Origin of the sequence: Leucobacter iarius (assembly GCF_039530105.1) — a bacterium.
GTDB lineage: Bacteria > Actinomycetota > Actinomycetes > Actinomycetales > Microbacteriaceae > Leucobacter > Leucobacter iarius.
In genome coordinates this window covers 330,326-348,905 of record NZ_BAAAOB010000002.1, presented here as the reverse complement: position 1 = coordinate 348,905, position 18,580 = coordinate 330,326, and the positions used below count along the sequence as shown (strand labels likewise).

Annotated in this window: 18 protein-coding genes; 7 read left to right on the top strand and 11 right to left on the bottom strand. The window is 71.6% G+C overall.

Features of this window, described 5'->3' with window-relative positions; all coding sequences use genetic code 11:
• Nucleotides 1-8: 8 nt before the first annotated feature.
• Together qcrC and ctaE are read right to left on the bottom strand one after the other, a co-directional pair.
• Nucleotides 9-809 (bottom strand): cytochrome bc1 complex diheme cytochrome c subunit, encoded by an 801-nt coding sequence (gene qcrC / locus ABD169_RS10920; RefSeq protein WP_046456343.1) that lies wholly within the window; start codon nt 807-809, stop codon nt 9-11.
• Nucleotides 810-828: 19 nt separating this feature from the next.
• On the bottom strand, nt 829-1,452 hold the full coding sequence (gene ctaE, locus ABD169_RS10915) for an aa3-type cytochrome oxidase subunit III (RefSeq protein WP_046456342.1): 624 nt from the start codon (nt 1,450-1,452) through the stop codon (nt 829-831).
• Nucleotides 1,453-1,699: 247 nt separating this feature from the next.
• Between ctaE and trpD the strand changes: the two genes are divergently transcribed.
• Complete coding sequence (trpD, locus tag ABD169_RS10910; protein WP_344032186.1) at nt 1,700-2,761, top strand: anthranilate phosphoribosyltransferase; 1,062 nt, start codon at nt 1,700-1,702, stop codon at nt 2,759-2,761.
• A gap of 33 nt (nt 2,762-2,794) precedes the next feature.
• Nucleotides 2,795-3,301, top strand: coding sequence for a Cys-tRNA(Pro) deacylase (gene ybaK / locus ABD169_RS10905; RefSeq protein ID WP_344032184.1), 507 nt, complete (start codon nt 2,795-2,797; stop codon nt 3,299-3,301).
• 60 nt (nt 3,302-3,361) lie between these two features.
• On the opposite strand, the gene pdxY is transcribed toward ybaK, so the two are convergent.
• The 3 genes from pdxY to ABD169_RS10890 form a co-directional block, all read right to left on the bottom strand.
• Nucleotides 3,362-4,213: a pyridoxal kinase PdxY gene (gene pdxY, locus ABD169_RS10900; RefSeq protein ID WP_344032182.1), complete on the bottom strand. Its 852-nt coding sequence runs from the start codon at nt 4,211-4,213 to the stop codon at nt 3,362-3,364.
• 91 nt (nt 4,214-4,304) lie between these two features.
• Nucleotides 4,305-4,910, bottom strand: coding sequence for a phosphoribosylanthranilate isomerase (locus ABD169_RS10895; RefSeq protein WP_344032180.1), 606 nt, complete (start codon nt 4,908-4,910; stop codon nt 4,305-4,307).
• Between the two features lie 83 nt (nt 4,911-4,993).
• Nucleotides 4,994-7,453 carry a CDP-glycerol glycerophosphotransferase family protein gene (locus ABD169_RS10890; protein ID WP_344032178.1) on the bottom strand — a complete coding sequence of 820 codons (2,460 nt, stop codon included), beginning with the start codon at nt 7,451-7,453 and terminating at the stop codon, nt 4,994-4,996.
• A 130-nt stretch (nt 7,454-7,583) separates the two neighbouring features.
• Here ABD169_RS10890 and ABD169_RS10885 point away from each other — a divergent pair, with 130 nt between their 5' ends.
• The gene (locus ABD169_RS10885) at nt 7,584-8,060 is read left to right on the top strand and encodes a GNAT family N-acetyltransferase (protein WP_344032176.1); all 477 of its coding nucleotides are present in this window, start codon (nt 7,584-7,586) and stop codon (nt 8,058-8,060) included.
• Nucleotides 8,061-8,070: 10 nt separating this feature from the next.
• Here the strand turns inward: ABD169_RS10885 and ABD169_RS10880 are convergent, their stop codons facing one another.
• Nucleotides 8,071-9,453, bottom strand: coding sequence for an aminotransferase-like domain-containing protein (locus ABD169_RS10880; RefSeq protein WP_344032173.1), 1,383 nt, complete (start codon nt 9,451-9,453; stop codon nt 8,071-8,073).
• 224 nt (nt 9,454-9,677) lie between these two features.
• Here ABD169_RS10880 and ABD169_RS10875 point away from each other — a divergent pair, with 224 nt between their 5' ends.
• Complete coding sequence (locus tag ABD169_RS10875; protein WP_344032171.1) at nt 9,678-10,154, top strand: GNAT family N-acetyltransferase; 477 nt, start codon at nt 9,678-9,680, stop codon at nt 10,152-10,154.
• A 103-nt stretch (nt 10,155-10,257) separates the two neighbouring features.
• Nucleotides 10,258-11,211: a beta-ketoacyl-ACP synthase 3 gene (locus ABD169_RS10870; RefSeq protein WP_344032169.1), complete on the top strand. Its 954-nt coding sequence runs from the start codon at nt 10,258-10,260 to the stop codon at nt 11,209-11,211.
• 17 nt (nt 11,212-11,228) lie between these two features.
• Here ABD169_RS10870 and ABD169_RS10865 read toward each other — a convergent pair whose 3' ends face one another.
• The gene (locus tag ABD169_RS10865; RefSeq protein WP_344032167.1) at nt 11,229-12,230 is read right to left on the bottom strand and encodes a hypothetical protein; all 1,002 of its coding nucleotides are present in this window, start codon (nt 12,228-12,230) and stop codon (nt 11,229-11,231) included.
• Between the two features lie 125 nt (nt 12,231-12,355).
• Here ABD169_RS10865 and ABD169_RS10860 point away from each other — a divergent pair, with 125 nt between their 5' ends.
• Nucleotides 12,356-12,925: a hypothetical protein gene (locus ABD169_RS10860; RefSeq protein WP_052961515.1), complete on the top strand. Its 570-nt coding sequence runs from the start codon at nt 12,356-12,358 to the stop codon at nt 12,923-12,925.
• 15 nt (nt 12,926-12,940) lie between these two features.
• On the opposite strand, the gene ABD169_RS10855 is transcribed toward ABD169_RS10860, so the two are convergent.
• Nucleotides 12,941-13,918 carry an RNA polymerase sigma factor gene (locus ABD169_RS10855; protein ID WP_344032165.1) on the bottom strand — a complete coding sequence of 326 codons (978 nt, stop codon included), beginning with the start codon at nt 13,916-13,918 and terminating at the stop codon, nt 12,941-12,943.
• Nucleotides 13,888-14,865, bottom strand: coding sequence for a TIGR00730 family Rossman fold protein (locus tag ABD169_RS10850; RefSeq protein ID WP_344032163.1), 978 nt, complete (start codon nt 14,863-14,865; stop codon nt 13,888-13,890). Before ABD169_RS10850 ends, ABD169_RS10855 begins: the two co-directional genes overlap by 31 nt.
• Nucleotides 14,866-14,939: 74 nt before the next feature.
• Here ABD169_RS10850 and ABD169_RS10845 point away from each other — a divergent pair, with 74 nt between their 5' ends.
• Nucleotides 14,940-15,743: an aspartate dehydrogenase domain-containing protein gene (locus ABD169_RS10845; protein ID WP_344032161.1), complete on the top strand. Its 804-nt coding sequence runs from the start codon at nt 14,940-14,942 to the stop codon at nt 15,741-15,743.
• 20 nt (nt 15,744-15,763) lie between these two features.
• Here the strand turns inward: ABD169_RS10845 and ABD169_RS10840 are convergent, their stop codons facing one another.
• Entirely contained in the window at nt 15,764-17,218 is a 1,455-nt protein-coding gene (locus ABD169_RS10840) for an MFS transporter (RefSeq protein WP_344032159.1), read from the bottom strand.
• Entirely contained in the window at nt 17,215-18,558 is a 1,344-nt protein-coding gene (locus ABD169_RS10835) for a M20/M25/M40 family metallo-hydrolase (RefSeq protein WP_344032157.1), read from the bottom strand. The genes ABD169_RS10840 and ABD169_RS10835 overlap by 4 nt, the downstream gene beginning before the upstream one ends.
• Nucleotides 18,559-18,580 lie beyond the last annotated feature (22 nt).

Sequence of the window (18,580 nt, the reverse complement as noted above, 5' to 3'; positions counted from 1 at the left end):
GTCCGTCGTCAGTTCGACTTCGCGGTGACCCAAACGGTGAAGGCGATGACGATGCCGAGGCCGATCACCCAGATGAAGAGGCCCTCGGCCACGGGGCCGATCGAACCGAGCGTGATACCGCCGACGGCGGGCTTGTTCTCGATGTACTTCAGGTAGGTGATGATGTCGGCCTTCTCCTGGGGGGAGATGTTCGCATCGTTGAAGACGGGCATGTTCTGCGGGCCGGTGATCATGGCCTCGTAGATGTGCGAGGGTGCGACGCCGGTCAGCTTCGGCGCGAACTTGCCCTGGGTGAGCGCACCGCCGGCCGCGGCCACGTTGTGGCACATGGCGCAGTTGATGCGGAAGATCTCGCCGCCCTTGGCCGCGTCGCCGTCGGCCTGGAGGTACTTCGAGTCGGGGATCGAGGGCCCGGGAGCCAGCGACGCGACGTACGCGGCGAGCTCGAGGGTCTGCTCCTCGGTGAACTGCTTCGGCTTGACCATGCCCTGCGGGCCCTGGAAGGCGAGGGGCATGCGGCCCGTGCCGACCTGGAAGTGCACGGCGGCGGCGCCCACACCCACGAGGGTGGGGCCGTCCTTGGTGCCCTGTGCGTTCATGCCGTGGCAAGTGGCGCAGTTGGCGCCGAACAGCTTCTGACCGGCCTCGATGGTCGAGGGAGCCTTCATATCGACCTCGGCGGTCGCGGAGGTCTGGCTGAACCCGGCGTACGCGCCGCCGGTGACGAGCAGACCGATGGCGACGAGGGCCACGGTCGCGAGCGGGTGCCGACGGCCGGACTTGCGGAGGTGCTTCTTGGCGCGAGCCATGTGACGAGTGCTCCTGACCTTACTTGAGGACGTAGATGACGAGGAAGAGGATGATCCAGACGATGTCGACGAAGTGCCAGTAGTAGGACACGACGACGGCCGTGGTCTCTTCCTTGTGCGTGAAGTTCTTGACCGCGTAGATGCGGCCGATCACGAGGAGGAAGGCGATGAGGCCGAGGGACACGTGGATTCCGTGGAAGCCGGTGGTCATGTAGAAGGCCGCACCGTAGGGGTCAGCGCCTTCGCCGCCGAGGGTCACGCCCTCCGAGACGAACGTCGCGTACTCCCAGGCCTGGCCCGCCACGAAGATGGCGCCCATGAAGAACGTGAGGTAGAACCACTCCACTGCGCCCCACTTGAGCGGGCTCTTGCCCGTGGCGCGAGGCTGCATGCGCTCGGCGGCGAAGACGCCGGCCTGGCACGTGAACGAGGAGGCAACCAGGATCAGCGTGTTGATGAGCGCGAAGGTGAAGTTGTGCTTTTCGGTCTGCTCGGCCCACAGCTCCGGGTTCATTGCCCGCAGCGTGAAGTAGATCGCGAAGAGGCCCGCGAAGAACATGACCTCGCTGCCGAGCCACACGATCGTGCCGACAGCGACGATATTTGGTCGCTTCACCGTGGGCACGGCTGACTTCGTATTCATAGTGGTCGTAGTCACCTCTCCATTATGGCTGAAAGTTCGGTGTGGAAATCGCACACGAGCGCGGCGTGCCGAACTTTCGGCGAGACCTCTCGAAAGCCTACCGCGGTTCGGAGCCGTTCTTGGCCGCTCAGTGCCGCCCATGCCCGAAGATCCTGCGCACCAGCCGGACGCGGTCCGGCGCGTCCCGTGCCGTTCGGGCTCCCGCGCCGCTTCGGGGCGCGGGTTTTCGCGCCGATAGGATTGCCGCATGATCGACGAACGCACCTGGCCGACCGTGCTCACTTCCCTCCTCTCGGGGGACGACCTCAGCGTGTCGCAGGCCGAGTGGGCCATGGCCGAGTTCATGGCCGGTACCGCGACGGAGGGGCAGATGGGCGCGTTCCTGGTCGCGCTGCAGTCGAAGGGCGTCACGGTCGACGAGATCGTCGGCTTCCGCGACGCGATCCTCGACGCGGCCCAGCCGATCGACCTGCCCGCGATGTCGCTCGACATCGTCGGCACGGGCGGCGACCGCTTCGGGACCGTCAACGTGTCGACCATGGCCTCCCTGATCGCCGCGTCCGCCGGCGTGCCCGTGGTGAAGCACGGGAACCGCGCCGCGAGCAGCAAGTCCGGTTCCTCCGATGTACTGGGCGCCCTGGGCGTCCAGCTGATGCTCGAGCCCGAGCAGCTGCGCGCGGCGTTCGACCGCGCCGGGATCGCGTTCGTGCACGCGGCGAAGTTCCACACCGGGTTCCGGCACGTGGCGCCGGTCCGTGCCGAGATCGGGATCCCCACCGTCTTCAACTTCCTCGGACCGCTGTGCAACCCCGTGCGCCCGGAAGCCTCGGCGGTCGGCGTGGCGGACGTGGAGCGCGCTCCGCTGATCGCCGGCGTCTTCCAGATCCGCGGCGCCTCTGCCCTCGTGTTCCGCGGCGACGACGGGCTCGACGAGCTCACGACGACGGGGCACTCCCGGATCTGGGAGGTGAGCCGCGGCAGCATGACCGAGCACGACCTCGACCCGCGCGACCTCGGGATCGCGCGTGCGCGCATCGAGGACCTGGTCGGCGGCACTCCTGAGGAGAACGCCGACACGGTGCGGCGCGTCCTCGCGGGCGAGCGCGGACCGGTCCGCGACATCGCGGTGCTCAACGCCGCGGCGGGGCTCGTCGCATTCGACCTTGCGAAGACTCCCGAGTCCGTCGATCGTCCGATCCTCGAGCGGCTCGCCGAGCAGATCGGCAACGCCGAGCGCGCGATCGACTCGGGCGCCGCCGCGGCGAAGCTCGACGCCTGGGCGAGCGCGACCAGCGAGGCCGCCGCCTGACGGCGGCTCCGTCGACGCACCGCGGAGGACCCCGTGGCCAGATCGAACCGCGTGCCCGCGACTCCGGCGACCCGCGCGCTGCAGAGCGCGGGGGTCGCGTTCGAGTCGCGGGTCTACGCGCACGACCCGCGCACGACCGACTACGGGGCGGAGGCGGTCGAACTGCTCGGAGTGCAGGCGGAGCGGGTGTTCAAGACGCTCATCGTGCGGTTCGCGCCGTCCGAGCGGAACCGCAGCGGCGCCGCCTGCGCGGTGATCCCGGTGGAGCGACGGCTGTCCACTCACGAACTGGGCGCGGTGCTCGGTGAGAAGGGGATCGAGCTCGCGGATCCCGCGTTCGCCGAGCGGCGCACGGGGTACGTGGTCGGCGGGATCAGTCCGATCGGGCAGCGAACGCCCGTGCCGACGGTGATCGACGAGAGCGCGTGGGATCACGGGACCGTGCTCGTCTCGGGTGGGCGGCGGGGCTTCGACCTCGAACTCGCCCCCGAAGATTTGCGTCGAGTGCTCGACGCGCGCTCGGCGGCGATCACGGCCTGAGCGACCCCGGCGTGCAGGACCTGCGACGGGCAGGAGCCCCGCGGCCCCGCACGGGCGCGGTCAGCGCAGGCGCTGCGCGGTGAAGGACGCGGTCGGGGCGACGTACTCCTCCTGAGACTCGACCAGCTGCAGCTCGCGCTGACCCGACTCGAGCGTGTTCTTGAGGAGGCCGTAGACGCTCGCGGCCGAGCGCTCGAGCGCGAACGCCAGGTTGCCGGTGCGCTGGAAGTGCGCGGAGAACAGCGCCGCGGTCACGTCGCCGGAGCCGTTGGCGTGGAAGGGCAGGTGCGGCGTCTGCACGATCCATGCGCCGGACTCGCCGACGGCGAGCATCTCGATCGTGTCGGCGGGACGGTCGGGTCGCTCGACGCTCGTGACGAGGACCGTGCGGGGGCCCTGCGCGCGCAGCAGCTCGACGGCGTCGAGCGTCTCGTCGATCGCCCGCGGGTCGGTCCCGGTGAGGAAGCCGAGCTCGAACTGGTTCGGGGTGAGCAGGTCCGCGTGCGGAACGACCCGATCCCGGATCAGCTCCTGCACCTCGGGCTTCACGAAGCAGCCCGAGGTCGCGTTGCCGAGCACGGGATCGCAGGCGTAGACGGCCGCGGGGTTGCGGCGCTTCACACGGTCGACGGCATCGAGGATCGCATCGCCGATGTCGTCGGCTCCCTGGTAGCCCGAGAGCACGATGTCGACGTCGTCGAGACCGCCCCGCTCCTCGATCCCGGTGACGACCTCGCGAACGTCGGCCCCGCTGAGCAGCGGGCCGCGCCAGGCGCCGTAGCCGGTGTGGTTCGAGAAATGCACCGTGTACACCGGCATCACCTCGATCCCCATGCGCTGCAGGGGGAAGACCGCGGCCGAGTTGCCGACGTGGCCGTATGCGACGGAGGACTGGATGGAGAGGACCTTCATAGTCCTCGATCCTGGCACTGGTCCAGGTCGTGGTCCAGTCCGCGCGTTTCGCGATGGACCACGGATCGGATCGCGAAGCCCGCCGCGCGGCTCAGGCGTCGCGCGCGGCGCGCACGAAGCGCTCGATCGCGTCGAGATCCTTGACCCCGGGAGCGGACTCGACGCCGCTCGAGACGTCGACGCCCCACGGCGCGACCTCGTGGATCGCGGCCGCGACGTTTTCGGGGACGAGGCCGCCCGCGAGGATCCAGCGCTCGCCGAGGCGCTCGCGATCGATAGCGCCGAGATCCCAGGTCTCGCCGGAGCCCGCGCGCGCGCCGTCGAGCAGCACGAGTTCCTCGCCGTGCTCGCCGGCCCGGAGCTCGGGTTCGCGGGCGAGGGACGTCGCGCGCCAGACGCGCGGGAGTCGCGCGACCGCCAGTGCGAAGTCGTCGTCGGAATAGCGGCCGTGCAGCTGCAGCACGTCGAAGCCGAGCGCCTCGACCGTCTCGACGGCCTGCCCGACCGGCATCTCGCGAACGACGAGGACGGTGTCGACGGGGCGACCCGCGACCGCGTCGAGCACGGCGCGCGCCTGTTCGGGAGAGGCGTGCCGCGGACTCGGCTCGCTCATCACCACGCCCACGGCGTCCGCGCCGAGGTCGGCCGCGCGCGTCGCGGCTTCGGCGGTGGTGAGTCCGCAGATCTTGACGTACACGCTCGAATCCTCCCGAAGTCCCGATGCTGCTGCCATGGTAGTCCGCCGATCCGGGCGCCGACCGCGGCCCGGCCGGCTCGCGCTCAGGCGGTCGGGGTCGCGGGGTCGCCGAGCTCGAGCACCCGCTCGAGCTCGACGCTGACGTCGGCGACGTAGTCGTCGAACTCGAGGCGGCTCGGCGGCACCTCGCCGCGCAGATAGGCGAGCATGCCGTCGCGCAGCGCCGCGTCGTCGGTGTCGACGACGCGGATCGTCGGCTCCGGCAGCGCGTCCTCGACCGAGGCGAACGCGGTGGACACGATCGGGAGCCCGCACAGGGCGGCCTCGAGGAGCACCATCGGCTGGCCCTCGTAGTTGCTCGAGAGGACGAAGCAGTCGGCCGCGACGAGGAGCGAGACGGGCTGGTTCCGTCGACCGGCGAGGAACGCGGCGTCCTGCAGGCCGGCCTCGACGATCTGCGCGGCGAGGGCTGACTGCAGCGGGCCGCCGCCCACGATGAGCAGGCGGGCCGAGGGATCCTCGGCGTGGACCTCGGCGAACGAGCGGATCAGCCGGGCGTGGTTCTTCTCGGGCGAGAGACGCCCGACCGAGATGAACCACTTCGTGGTGCGCTCCGCGTTCTCGAGCTCCCGCATCCACACCGGCGGCTCCTCGTCCTCCCAGAGCAGGTCGGAGATGCGGTGCTCGGGCGAGGGCATCGCCGAGGTCGCGGGGAAGTTGCGCACGGTGGTGAAGTGCGACGGCGGGGCGAACTCCGCGAGCTCGCGGCGGTTGACCTCCGTGAGTCGCGGGGAGACCGAGACGAGCGCGTCGAACCCGCGGTAGAGGCGGAACACCAGACCGAGGGAGCGCTGCATGGGGCGGCGACCGCCGACGGTCCGCATGCGGTCGGAAGCCATCTCGTTGTGCAGCCAGATGGCGCGGGGCGTGTCGGGGGCCTGCAGGAGCAGGTTCGCCCAGAACGGGCTGTATCCGCTGAAGTCCGCGACCCAGTCGAACCGCGAGGAACCGAAGATCCGGTGCCACTCGTCCTTCCAGAGCGAGTCGTGCCACTGCTCGTTGCCGGGCAGGAGCGGGATCGAGGCGAGGTCGCGCACGCGGCGGCGGAGCTGGAAGAACTTCGAGCCGTTCATGCCGCCCATGCGCATGACCAGACGCACGCGGGGATCGATCCGATCCTGGTTGGCGCGCGGCGTCGCGGCCTTGAAGTAGGGCGTGAGCGCCGTCACGTCGTAACGGTCGTGGTCGATGCGGCTCAGCATGTTCATGGCCGAGCTCGTGATGCCGTTCGAGCGCATGCCGCCCAGGTAGAACATCAGGCGCTTGCGTCCGTCGGTGCGAGCGCGGCGCACGCGGTACCCCTCGCGCTCCCCGCCGAAGACGATGTCGATGACCCGTCGGGTCGCCTCGCCGTCCTCGAACGGGGTGAAGCGCTCGGCCCACTCGGCGTAGCGCTCGTGGGACTCCGGTGCGGAGCCGTCGGCCGGCCCGAGCAGGCGAGCGACGTGCGCGACGGCCTCGGCGGGGTCCGCGGTGACGGGCCCCGGCAGCTCGTCGAGCGGCATGTAGGTGCCGCGGGTGTCGGCGTAGTCGTCGGCATCGGGGGTGAAGAAGACGATGGGGCGACCGGTCGCCAGGAAGTCGAAGAAGATCGAGGAGTAGTCGGTGACGAGCGCGTCGGCCGCTCCCAGCATGACGTTCGTCGGGATGCTGTTCGGGACCAGCATGCGGCGCAGCTCCGGACGATCCTCGGCGAAGCCGTGCACGACCTGATGGGTCTTGAGCAGCAGGACCTCGTCGTCCCCGAGCGCGGCCTGCATGGCGGTCGCGTCCGCGACGAGCGCATCGATGTTGTCCTCGGGGGATCCGAAGGAGGCGCCGCGCCAGGTGGGCGCGTAGAGCACGACCCGGCGCTCGCCGATGTCGAGACCGGAACGGCGGAGCTCCGCGCGGACCTCGGCCAGCTGCTCGGGGTTCAGGCGCTGACGGTCGATGCGCGGGTAGCCCTCTTCGATCAGCTCGCCGCCGTAGACGTTGGTGAGGCGGTAGGACTGCTCGTACATGCGCTCGGCCATGAACGGGTTCGCGGCGAGGAGGAAGTCGGCGCTGAGGAAGTTGCGCAGCGTGTTCGCCGACTGGTGGGCTCCGTCGGGCATTTCGAAGCCCATGAGCTTCAGCGGGGTGCCGTGCCAGGTGTTGAGGTAGACCTGGCCGGTGCGCTTGCCGAACGCCGGCGGGAACGTGGCGTTGTTCACGAGGAAGCCGGACGTCGACAGGGCGCGCCAGTACTCGACGCCGCCGCGGCGCACGGCGGACACCCGGGGGTGGTCGCCGAACTCGGCCTCGAAGCGGGCGAGCACGGTCGGGTCGGAGATCGCCCAGACGTGCGAGAGGCGGGCGTGCTCCGGATCGTCGAGCAGCTCGCGGAAGATCGCCTCCGGGTTGCAGAGGACCCCGTTGCCGGCGAAGGACTCGTAGAGCACCACGTCGGGCTGGATGGGGCGGCGTCGCTGGAGGGCGATCCGCTCAGCGGTCACCGCCATCTTGGCTCGCCGAGCGTACCGACGGATCTTCTTCACAGGCCTGCGCACATCAGAAGATTATTCCGCAGGCCGCCTTGGAACTCCCCATGCGGCGGGGCGCGCCGCCGGATCGCCGTGCCACGATGGGGGAATGACCGCACTGACGCTCCGCCCGATGACCGACGCCGAGTACTCGGCCTGGCAGATCGCTCTCGCCCGCGACTACGCCGCGGAGAAGGTCGAAGCGGGCCAGTGGCCGGAGGAAGGCTCGGTCGAACGCGCGCGGCGCGAGAACGCAGAACTCCTGCCCGAAGGGCGTTCGACGCGGAGAATGCTCCTGCTCACCGCGGTGATCCCCACGGGCGAAGCCGTCGGCCGGGTCTGGATCGGCCTGGACCACCCTCGCGGTGTGCAAGGCGTCGCCTTCCTGTACGACATCGAGGTGCACGCGGATCGGCGAGGCGCCGGGATGGGACGCGCCCTCCTCGAGGCCGCCGAGGGCGAAGCCCGGGCGGAGGGTGCCACGGCGCTCGAGCTCAACGTGTTCGGGAGCAACGAAACCGCGAGGGCACTCTACGACTCGGCGGGCTACGCGGTGATGGCGCAGCAGATGCGCAAACCCCTCTGAACCGCGCACGCTAGCGCGCGAGCAGCGATCCGAGCCGCCGCACCCCCTCCGCGATCTGGGCGGGCGTCGCCGCGCCGTAGGAGAGCCGGACGAACGGCGCCGGCGGCTCGTCCACGAAGAAGTGCCGCCCGTCGCCGACGAGCACACCGGCGGCGCCGGCCCGTTCGGCGAGGTCGCGGCTGTCGACGCCCGCGGCGAGGCGGACCCAGAGGTGCAGTCCGCCGTCCGGGATCCGGGCGATCCGGGCGTCGGGCAGCGTGGTGCGCACCGCGGAGACGAGGGCGTCCCTGCGCGTCGTGAGCTCGGCGCGCAGCCGCTTCAGGTGGCGCGGCCAGGCCGGCGAGGTGAGGAGGTCGGTCGCGATCTCCTGCAGCAGGGGAGCGACGCCGAGGTCGTCGGCGGTGCGCGACGCGCGGATCCGCTGGCCGGCAGGACCCCGGGCGACCACCGCGCCGATCCGCAGCCCGGGCGAAGCGGGCTTGGCGAGCGTGGTCACCGTGACGACGTGCCCGTGCGGATCCTCGGCGAAGAGCGGCGGCGGGGTGGTCCGCTCCAGTCCGAGGTGCCGCGCCCAGTCGTCCTCGATCACGAAGGCGCCGTGCTGGGCGGCGAGTTCGAGCACGCGCGCCCGCCGTTCGGGACTGAGCACGGCGCCGCTCGGGTTCGCGAAGCTCGGCTGCAGGTAGACGACGCGCGCACGCGTCCGCTCGAGCTCGACGGCGAGGCGGTCGACCAGGATCCCGTCGGCGTCCGCGGGGACGGCGGCGAGCGCGAGTCCGGCGCTCTGCGCGGCGAGGATCGCTCCGGGGTAGCTGGGGCTCTCGGTGATGACGGTGGATCCGGGCTCGGCGAGCGTGCGCATCGCGAAGATGAGGCCCTGCTGGCCGCCGGGCACGATGAGCACGTCGCCCGGGTCGGCTCGGTAGTCGGCGGCGATGACGCGGCGGAGCTCGGGGGAGCCGGCCGGGGGCGTGAGCTGCCAGGCCCGCGAGCCGCGTGCGGCTCGGGCGCCGATCCGCTGGAGTTCTTCGGCGGGGAGGAGTTCGGCGGCGAGGTAGCCCCAGGAGAGGGGGATCTGCTCGGGGGAGCCGTGGCCGCCGAGGCGGGAGGCCCGGTCGGGGTCGACGCGGGTGCGGCCGAGGGTCTGCGATTGCCAGGCGAAGTCGGGGTCGCGTCGGTGCGCGCGTTCGGCGACGAAGGTGCCTCTGCCGGGTTCGGCTCGGACGAGGCCGAGGGCGCCGAGTTCGGCGAGCGCGGCGGAGACGGTGGCGGCGCTCGCGCGGAACTCGCGCGAGAGTTCGCGCACGCCGGGCAGTTTCGAGCCCGGGGTGGCGGAGTCGATGCGGCCGCGCAGTTCGGCGGCGAGGACTGCCGATCTGTTATCGTTGTTCATGAAGCCATTAGATAACGTTACCCAGTTTTGGGCAAGAGTGTTTCTCTCTGTGCCGCTGGCGGCTTCTTCGACCCCCGACTCGGGCGCGCGAGCGCGCTGCGGCGAGAGGGGTGCGCCATGAGCGGCTAGTCGCCGTGCGGCCGCGATCCCGCGCGAGCCGCCTTCCGGCCGGGCCGCGGGCCCGGCACCCCCTGCCCTTCAGAGACGAAACCGGAGCATTTCCCATGACGCAGCACACCACCACGACCGCCCCCACGATCCGCGCACTCGCGCCCGCCGATGAGACGCGGTGGCGCGAGCTGTTCCGCGCATATCGCGAGTTCTACCGGCTCGCGGAGTCCGAGGAGGTCGTCTCGCGGGCCTGGGCCTGGATGATGGATCCCGCTCACGAGTGCCGCGCGCTGGTGGCCGAGGCGGACGGATCCGTCGTCGGCTTCGCGCACCATCGCCGTTTCTCGTCGCCCTACACGGGGAGCAGCGGCATCTTCCTCGACGATCTGTTCACCGACCCCGAGGCGCGCGGCCGCGGGGTCGGCCGGGCCCTCATCGGACGTCTCACCGAGATGGCCGACGACGAGGGGCGGAGCGTCGTGCAGTGGGTGACCGCGGACGACAACCACCGGGCGCAGGCGCTCTACGACACCCTGGCCGAGCGGACCCGATGGGTCACCTACGAGGCGGATCCCACCGCCCGGGCCTGATGGACCCGCGGCTCGCGGGTCGGCGGTGGCGAAGCACCGGCCGGCTCGCGAGCCGCGCTCGTGCATGCCCCGATCCCGATGCGGCGGGGAGTAGCGTGCGGGCGTGAAGATTTTCGAGATGCGCGGCTCGCGCCTGCTGGGCCTCGGGCACTTCCAGCCCGAGCGGATCGTGACCAACGACGACATCGCGGCGATGGTCGAGACGAACGACGAGTGGATCCGCAGTCGCACGGGCATCCGCGAGCGCCGCATCATCGGGGAGAGCGACTCGGTGCTGTCGATGGCGGTCGCCGCCGCCCGCATGGCGATGGATGATGCCGGCGTCGCGCGCGTCGACCTGGTGGTGCTCGCGTCGACCACGTCCGAGCATCGGAGCCCGAACGCGGCCGGTCGCGTGGTCGCGGAGCTCGGACTCGACGGTGCAGCCGCCGTCGACATCAACACCGCGTGCTCGGGCTTCGAATACGCGCTCGGCATCGCGGAGCAGGCCGTCCGCACCGGCAGCGCGGACACGGCGCTCGTGATCGGCGCCGAGGCGCTCAGCGCCTTCACCGACTGGACGGACCGCAGCACCTGCGTGCTGACCGCGGACGGCGCCGGGGCGGTCGTCGTCGGAGTCTCGGACGAGCCGCGGATCTCCCCGGTCGTCTGGGGCACGGTGCCGGGCCTCACCGAGGCCGTGCGGATCGACGGAGCGCCGCAGCTCTTCTCGCAGGACGGACGCAAGATCATGCGCTGGGCGCTCACCGGGGCCGCGCCGATCGCCGAGCGGATCCTCGACACCGCGGGGGTGAACGCCCGCGAGATCGACGTGTTCGCCCTGCACCAGGCGAACCTGCGGATCATCGAGCCGCTGACGGACGCGCTGGGAGCCTCGGCGCAGCAGATCGTGATCCGCGACATCGAGGAGTCGGGCAACACCTCCGCGGCGTCCGTGCCGCTCGGGCTCTCGAAGGCCTGGCATCGCGGCGAGCTGCCGCGCGGCGGAACGGTGCTGCTCTTCGGCTTCGGCGGCGGCTTCGCCTACGCCGGCCAGGTCGCCGAACTGCCCGAGTAGCGGCCAGGCGGCCCGGATCAGGCGGCGTCGGCGTGCAGCCGGCCCTCACCCCACTCGCGGAGCAGCGTGAGCAGCGCCGCGAGCTGCGGCTCCGTGAACCGAGTCGGAATCTCGTGCGCCTCGCCCGGACCCAGCAGGATCCGGTGCGCGTTGTCGGGTGCGAGCCGGATCTGATCAGGGACGAACTGCTCGGTCGGCGTGAATACCGGATCCTCGCCGAGGTCTTTCGAACGTGCGCCGCGGTCGGTGAGGAGGAACCCGTACGCGCCGATCAGCGTGCTGTCGGTACAGGCGATCAGGATCCGTTCCCCGGCGTCGAGGGGCAGCTTCTTCGCGAGCTTCGCGAAGTGCTTCGCGTGCTTCGGATCGTCGGGCAGCTTCACCGCGCTCCCGAGCCCCAGCTCGCGGACGCGTCCGAGCAGCTCGGCCGAGGTCGGGGGTTCGGGAGCGAGCTCCGCGCCGAGGCGCTGCAGCGTCTCCATCGCGGTGACGAGGAGCTCGGAGAGCAGGAGGCCGAGACCGGACGCGGTGTCCGTGTCGATGAGCGAGCGCGCGAACTCCCAGTCGTAGGAGGAGGTGGCGGAGGACGCGATCTCGGACGCGGATCCCGCGATGCCCGCGCTGCCGACGAACAGCGGGTACTGGCGGGGAGCCGCGGTGCCGAACACCCCGTCGACCTGATCCTTGACCACGAGCCGGCGGTCGGTGAGCAGGAACCCCTGCGCCTCCCGGCGTCCGGTGAAGCGGTTGACGACGTCGTAGCCGATCCAGGCGAGCGGGAGCTCGTCCGCGCCCGCGGGCTCCGCGAGCATCAGCTGCTCGACGGCGTGCCAGAAGCGATCTGCGCCGTCCTCGTACTCCGGATGCGCGTGGCCCGCGATGAATAGCAGCTCCTGCTCCCGCGGGGCGGTCGCAGCGCGATCGGCGATCGCCGCTGCGACGACCGCGTGGGTGCGGACGCGCGCTTCGGGGAGCGCGGCGAGGTACTGGGCGAGCGATCCGGTGGGGTCGGCGGGCATGGCGGCTCCTCGAAGGGGTCGTGCACTGACGGGGCGTCGGGTGATTCCTGACTAGAGTACGGGAAGCCGGGTGCGCTCCGAGCTGAATGCGGGCGCACAGGGCCGCGGGTTACCATCGAAGCACTGTGACCGCATTCGCCCAGACCGCCCGCACCGGATCCGTCCGGTGGTCGCGCGTACGCGGAATCGGGGCCGTCGCCGGTGTCGCGGTGCTGCTCGGCTCGGCCGCGCTGGCACCGCTCTCCATGCCGAACGCCTTCGCGAGCGACGGATCCGGCGGGGCCGCCGACGCTCGGACGCAGAGCTTCGCCGCGGCCGACAGCGCGGAACCGGCCGTCGACCTCGGCGTCTCCGACATCGAGCGCATCGGTGCGACGAACGCGGCCGTGAAATCGCCCAGCAAGCAGCTCGTCGGCGCGCCCCTCTACACGCTCGCGCAGTTCATGTTCAGCGGCGCGGTCGAGTGGGGCGGCTACAAGTTCACCTACTACAGCCAGCAGGTGCTGCCGGGTCAGGGACTCGAGGTGCCCGGACGGCACGTCAACGAGGACGGCTACGTGAGCGACGGCGACGGCTTCATCGTGCTCGCGGGTTCGGCGCCGAAGGGCACCGTGTTCCCGACCCCGTTCGGGTACCAGGGCAAGATCTACGACCGCGGCACCGTCGGCAACCACCTCGACGTCTACATCCGCTGACCGGTCGGACCCGGACTACCTCGGTTCCGCGTCCAGCCGCCGCATCCTCTGCTCCAACCGCGTCCGCTCGGCGGCGTCCTCGGCGAGCAGCAGCGCTTCTTCGAACGCCGTGCGCGCCTCGTCCCGGCGGCCCAGCTGCACGAGGAGGTCGGCGCGGGCCGCGGCGAGGCCCTCAGCCGCGGCGAGCTCCGGATCCCCTGCGAGCCGATCGAGCTCGGTCAGTCCGGCGGCGGGGCCTCGCAGGAAGCCGAGCGCGATGGCGCGGTGCAGCAGGATCGTGGGGGACGGCCGAGCCTCGGCGAGCACCTCGTACAGGCCGTGGATCTGCGCCCAGTCGGTGTCCGCGAACGTCTCGGCGTCGTCGTGCACCGCCGCGATGGCGGCCGTGAGCGCGAATCGGCCCGGCGCGCCGCCGCCGAGCTCGCTCAGCGCGCGATCGAGGAGGCGGGTGCCCTCCGCGATCCGGGAACGATCCCACCGGCGGCGATCCTGCGCATCGAGCGGGACCGGAAGCCCCTCGTGGTCGGTGCGGGCCGGGCGCCGCGCATCGATCAGCAGCAGGAGCGCCAGCAGGGCCACGGCCTCGGACTCGCCGGGCAGCAGCTCGACGAGCATCCGTGCCAGGTCGATCCCGCGCTCGGCGAGCTCGGGCCGGACCTGTTCCGCATCGAGGGGCGCCGTGCGCCCGGACGTGAAGACGAGATGCACGACCGCGAGGACCGGTTCGAGCCGATCCTGCAGCTCGGTCGGATCCGGATCCCGTTCGGGGAGCCCGGTCTCCGCGATCCGCTGAGCGGCGCGCGTGATCCGATCGGCCATCGTCGTCTCGGAGACCCGCAGCGAATCCGCGATCTCGGAAACGGGAAGACCGCAGACGAGACGCAGCGTCAGGGCGAGCTGCTCCTCCTCCGACAGGGTGGGATCGCAGCAGGCGAAGAGGAGCCGCAGGCGGTCGTCCACGCTCAGCCCCACTTCGCCGGGGGCGGCGTCCACTCCGAGAGTCGGCGCAGCAGCGCTTCCGGGTCGCTCTCGACGATCAGCGAGTCGAGGTACCGCTGGGCGAGGAACCCGCGCTCGACCATGTCGCCGAGCGCCGTGAGCATCGGCTGCCAGTATCTGTCGACGTCGACGAGCGCGACGGGACGGTTGTGCAGCCCGAGGTTCATCCAGGTGAAAGCCTCGAAGAACTCCTCCAGGGTTCCCGGTCCGCCCGGGAGCGCGACCAGCGCGTCGGCGAGTGCGATCATGCGCCGCTTGCGCGCGTGCATGTCGGGGACCACCTCGAGCCGGGTGAGCCCGGCATGACCGATCTCGCCGTCGACGAGCCGCTGCGGGATCACCCCGAACGCCTCGCCGCCGTCCGCCAGCACCGCATCGGCGACCACACCCATCAGACCGACCTTGCCGCCGCCGTACACCAGGTCGATGCCCCGAGCGGCGAGCACTGCCCCGAACTCCTCGGCGGCTCGCGCGAAGCGGGGATCCGCGCCCATCGCCGATCCCGTGTACACGGCGATCCGCTGCGGTGCGAGACGCGCGAGCGGTGTGCGATCGATCAGGCCGGGGAAGACGTGCTCGGAGTTGAGCGGAGCCATGCTCCCGCGCGCTGCCGAGGGATCCACCCACTCCAGGTGCTCGATCTCGGCGCGGGGCGCATCCACCGCCCGGAACGGATGCTCGAACACATCGGCCACCAGGGAGTGCCCCGGCTCGTTCGCCGCCGCCGTCGTGAACCGGCCGATCCCGCGCAGCAGGAGCGGATCCAGCTCGACACCCAGCTCCTCGGCGAACTCCCGCACTGCCGTGTCGCGGGGATCCTCGCCGACCTCCGGCTTGCCGCCGGGCAGCATCAGCATCGAGGTGCCGCGCTTGCGCACGTTCAGCACCCGCCCCGACTCGTCCCGCATCACGACCGCACCGACCCGAATGGTTCTGCTCACCGCAGCAGCCTATCGAGCCGCACCCGCGCGACCCCCGATTGGAAGCGGCGTCGCACGGCACCTAGGCTGGCCCCATGCCCCAGCAGCCCCCGATCCGCGTCGCCCTCCTCGGGCTCGGCGCGATCGGCGCGCGCGTGGCCGACGGACTGCGGAACGGGGCAGCGCCCGGCGCCGTCCTGGCCGGCGCGGTCGTCCGCACCCCGGGAGCCGCGACCGCGCGGGGGATCGCCGAACTCGATCTCGACGACGCCATCGCCTCCAGCGGCCTGGTCGTCGAGTGCGCGGGAGTCCCCGCCGCCCGCGAACTCGGTCCGCGGGTCATCGCCGCGGGGCGCGACCTGCTGCTCGTCTCGATCGGCGCCCTCGCCGACCCCGCGGATCGTGCCCGGTTGCTCGACGGCCCCGGCGTCTGCCGTCTCTCCTCCGGAGCGATCGGCGGCCTCGACCTCCTGCGCGCCGCGACGCGCGACGGCGGACTCGCCCGGGCCTCGCTCACCACCACCAAGCGTCCCGCAGCCCTCGTGCAGCCCTGGATGACCGAGACCGAGCGGGCCGCCCTGCTCGGCCTCACCGAACCGACCCGGATCCTCACCGGCACCGTGCAGGACGCGATCGCACGGTTCCCGAGCTCGCTCAACGTCGCCGTGGCGCTCGCCGCCGCCACCGGACTCTGGCACGAGACCGAGGTGCGACTGGTCGCGGACCCCCGTGCCCCGCGTACCGAGCACGTGATCGAAGCCTCGGGCCCCGCAGGGGAGTACCGCTTCGCCGCTGCGAACGCTCCGCTGCCCGAACGGCCCGCATCGAGCGGGATCGTGTCGCAGGCGGTGCTGTGCGGCATCGCGGACCTCGCACGGCCCGGGGGCGCGTTCGTCTAGCCGCCGCCGATGCGGCGCCGCTACGCGTTCGCCGCGGCGATCGACTCGCGATCCTGGAACGCGGTGCGCGGGACGAAGCACAGCAGCACGGCCGAGCAGAGCGCGCTCGCACCGCACACGATCCAGACGATCATGTACCCGGACAGCGACCCCGCCGTAGCCGTCTCGCCAGCCGCCGCACCCGTCGCACCGTGCAGCAGCGCGATCCCGAACACGCAGGAAGCCAGCGCCCCGCCGACGGTCTTCACCGAATTGGTGAGACCCGTCGCGACGCCCGTCTGCGTCTCGGGCGCCGCCGACGCCGCGGCCGCAGGGAGCGCCGCGACGAGCGCCCCGGACCCGAGCCCCGCGACGACCATGTTCGCGACCACCTGGCCGTACCCGTCGTGGAAGGGCAGGAAGAGCAGGTACCCCACGCCGATGCAGGTCGACGCCACCACGAGCGCCAACCGCGGCGTGATCCGACGCGCCAGCTTCGGGAACAGCAGCGCCCCCGTGATCATCGCGATCAGGTAGAAGCCGATCAGGAGCGACGCGCCGAACCCCGACGCACCGAGCCCGTAGCCGTAGCGCTCGGGATCGGTGCGCGCGAAGGTCGACAGCGGAGCCTGCGCCCCCAGCACGCTCATCCCGAAGAGGCCGGCGGTCAGGAAGATCGGCAGCAGCGCCGGCGACCGGAACATGCGCACATCGATCAGCGGATCCGGATGACGCAGCTCCCACAGGGCGAAGGGAACGATGAGCAGGAGGCCGAGCCCCAGCGCCACCCAGGGCAGCGGTTCACCCGCACCCTGCAGACGGAGCAGACTGAAACCGCCCGTCAGCGCCAGCAGCGCGAGGGAGATGAGCGACGCACCGACCCAGTCGAACTCGCCCCGGTTCGGGATCCCGACGTCGGACACCCCGAACCGGACGACGAAGAAGCAGATCACCACGCACACCGCGGGGACCGAGAGCACGACGGGCAGGGGCAGCACATCGATGAGCGCCCCACCGCCCAACGCACCCAGGATCGCGCCCAGCTCGAGCGCCGCCACCAGGATGCCCGCGGCGCGCGTCGTCAGCACCGAACGCCCATCGCTGCCCCGGGTCCGCGACCAGATGATCGCGATCTCGAGGGGGAGCCAGACCACGTAGAAGCCCTGCAACGCCCACGCCGCCAGGAACACCCCGAAGTTGTCGGTGAACGGCAGCACCGCGCTCGCCGCAGCGGTCACCGCGGTCGAGACGAGCAGGATCCGCTTGTGCCCGATCATGTCGCCGAGCTTCGCGAGCGCGGGCACGATGAGCGCGGACAGCATCAGCTGCGATCCCTCGAGCCAGTTCACGTCGGCGTCGCGCACGTCGAGGTGGCGCGCGATGTCGGTGAGCATCGGCGTGTAGTAGCCCTGCAGGATCCCGCTCGTGAACTCCACGAAGGCGAGCAGGCCCACGATTCCCGCGACGCTGCGGAGCGTGATGCGCGACACGGTCACAGCCCCATCAGCAGTGCACGGTGGAAGCGCTCGCCGCGTTCCAGCTCGGAGACGGAGACGCGCTCGTCGACGCCGTGGATCGTGGCGCGGAGCTCGGCCGACATGGCGAGCGGAGCGAAGCGGTAGACCGCCGGACAGAATCGATGGAAGTACCGGGAGTCGGTCGCGGCCATCATCACGTAGGGGACCGTCGCCGCCTCGGGGTGGGACGTTCCGACCGAGCGGGCGATGAGCGCGAACTGCGCGTTGTCGGTGCGCGACTCGGCCGAGGGCTCGCTGCCCTCGAGCAGCTCGACCCGTACCCCGCGATCCCCGATCCGGCGCGTCACCCGACGGGTCGCCGAGGCGACGCTCTCTCCCAGCGCGATACGCAGGTTCAGAGTCGCAGTCGCCTGCGACGGCAGCACGTTCGCCGCGGTGCCGCCCGACTGCATGGTCGCGGCGATCGTGGTGCGCACGAGTGCCGCGGGCTCGCCGCCGAGCCGCGCGAAGAGCCGCGCGGTGACCGGAGGCATCGCCGCGAGCGCGCGGAGCAGGAGGCCTGCGGGGCGGTTCGCGCGCGCGGAGAAGAGCCGCAGCATGCGCGAGATCCCGGCGGGCGTGCGCGGGCGGAACGTCGTGGGACCGAGCCGGTCGACCGCCCGGGCGATCCGGCCGACCGCGGTGCGGGTCGGCGGAGCGGACGCGTGGCCGCCGTCGCCGCGGGCGCTGAGCTGCAGGGTCGCGATGCCCTTCTCGCCGACGCCGACCATGGCGGCGGCGCCTCGGACGAAGGGCAGCGGCGCGTCGACGACGGCGCCGCCCTCGTCGATCACCATCCAGGGCACGATGCCCCGCTGCCGCAGGGCCTGCGCGATCGCCTCCGCCGCGTCGCCGAACGTCTCCTCGTTCCCGCCGAACGAGAGGTAGACCTCGCGGGCCGGTGCGAAGCCCGCGGCGAGCAGGTTCTCGACGGCCTCCAGCACCACCAGCAGCGGCCCCTTGTCGTCGAGCGCGCCGCGCCCGAAGACGAAGCCGTCGGCCACGACGCCGGCGAACGGCGGATGCGTCCAGTCGTCGCTCTCGTCGACGGGGACGACGTCGAAGTGCGCCATCAGCACGAGCGGCTCGCGCTCGTGCGCCGCGCCGTGCCAGCGGTAGAGCAGGCCGAGCGTGCCGACGCGCTCCAGCTCGAGGCGCTCGTGCACGAGCGGGTAGAGCTCGCGCAACAGCTCGACGAAGGCCTCGAAGGGGGCATCACCGCGCGTCTCGTGCTCGGCCGAGACGGTGGGCAGCTGGATCATGCGCGAGAGGCGCTCGGCCGCGCCGCCGCGCGCCGCAACATCGATGTCACTGGGCATGGCAAAACCCTAGTGGGTCGGA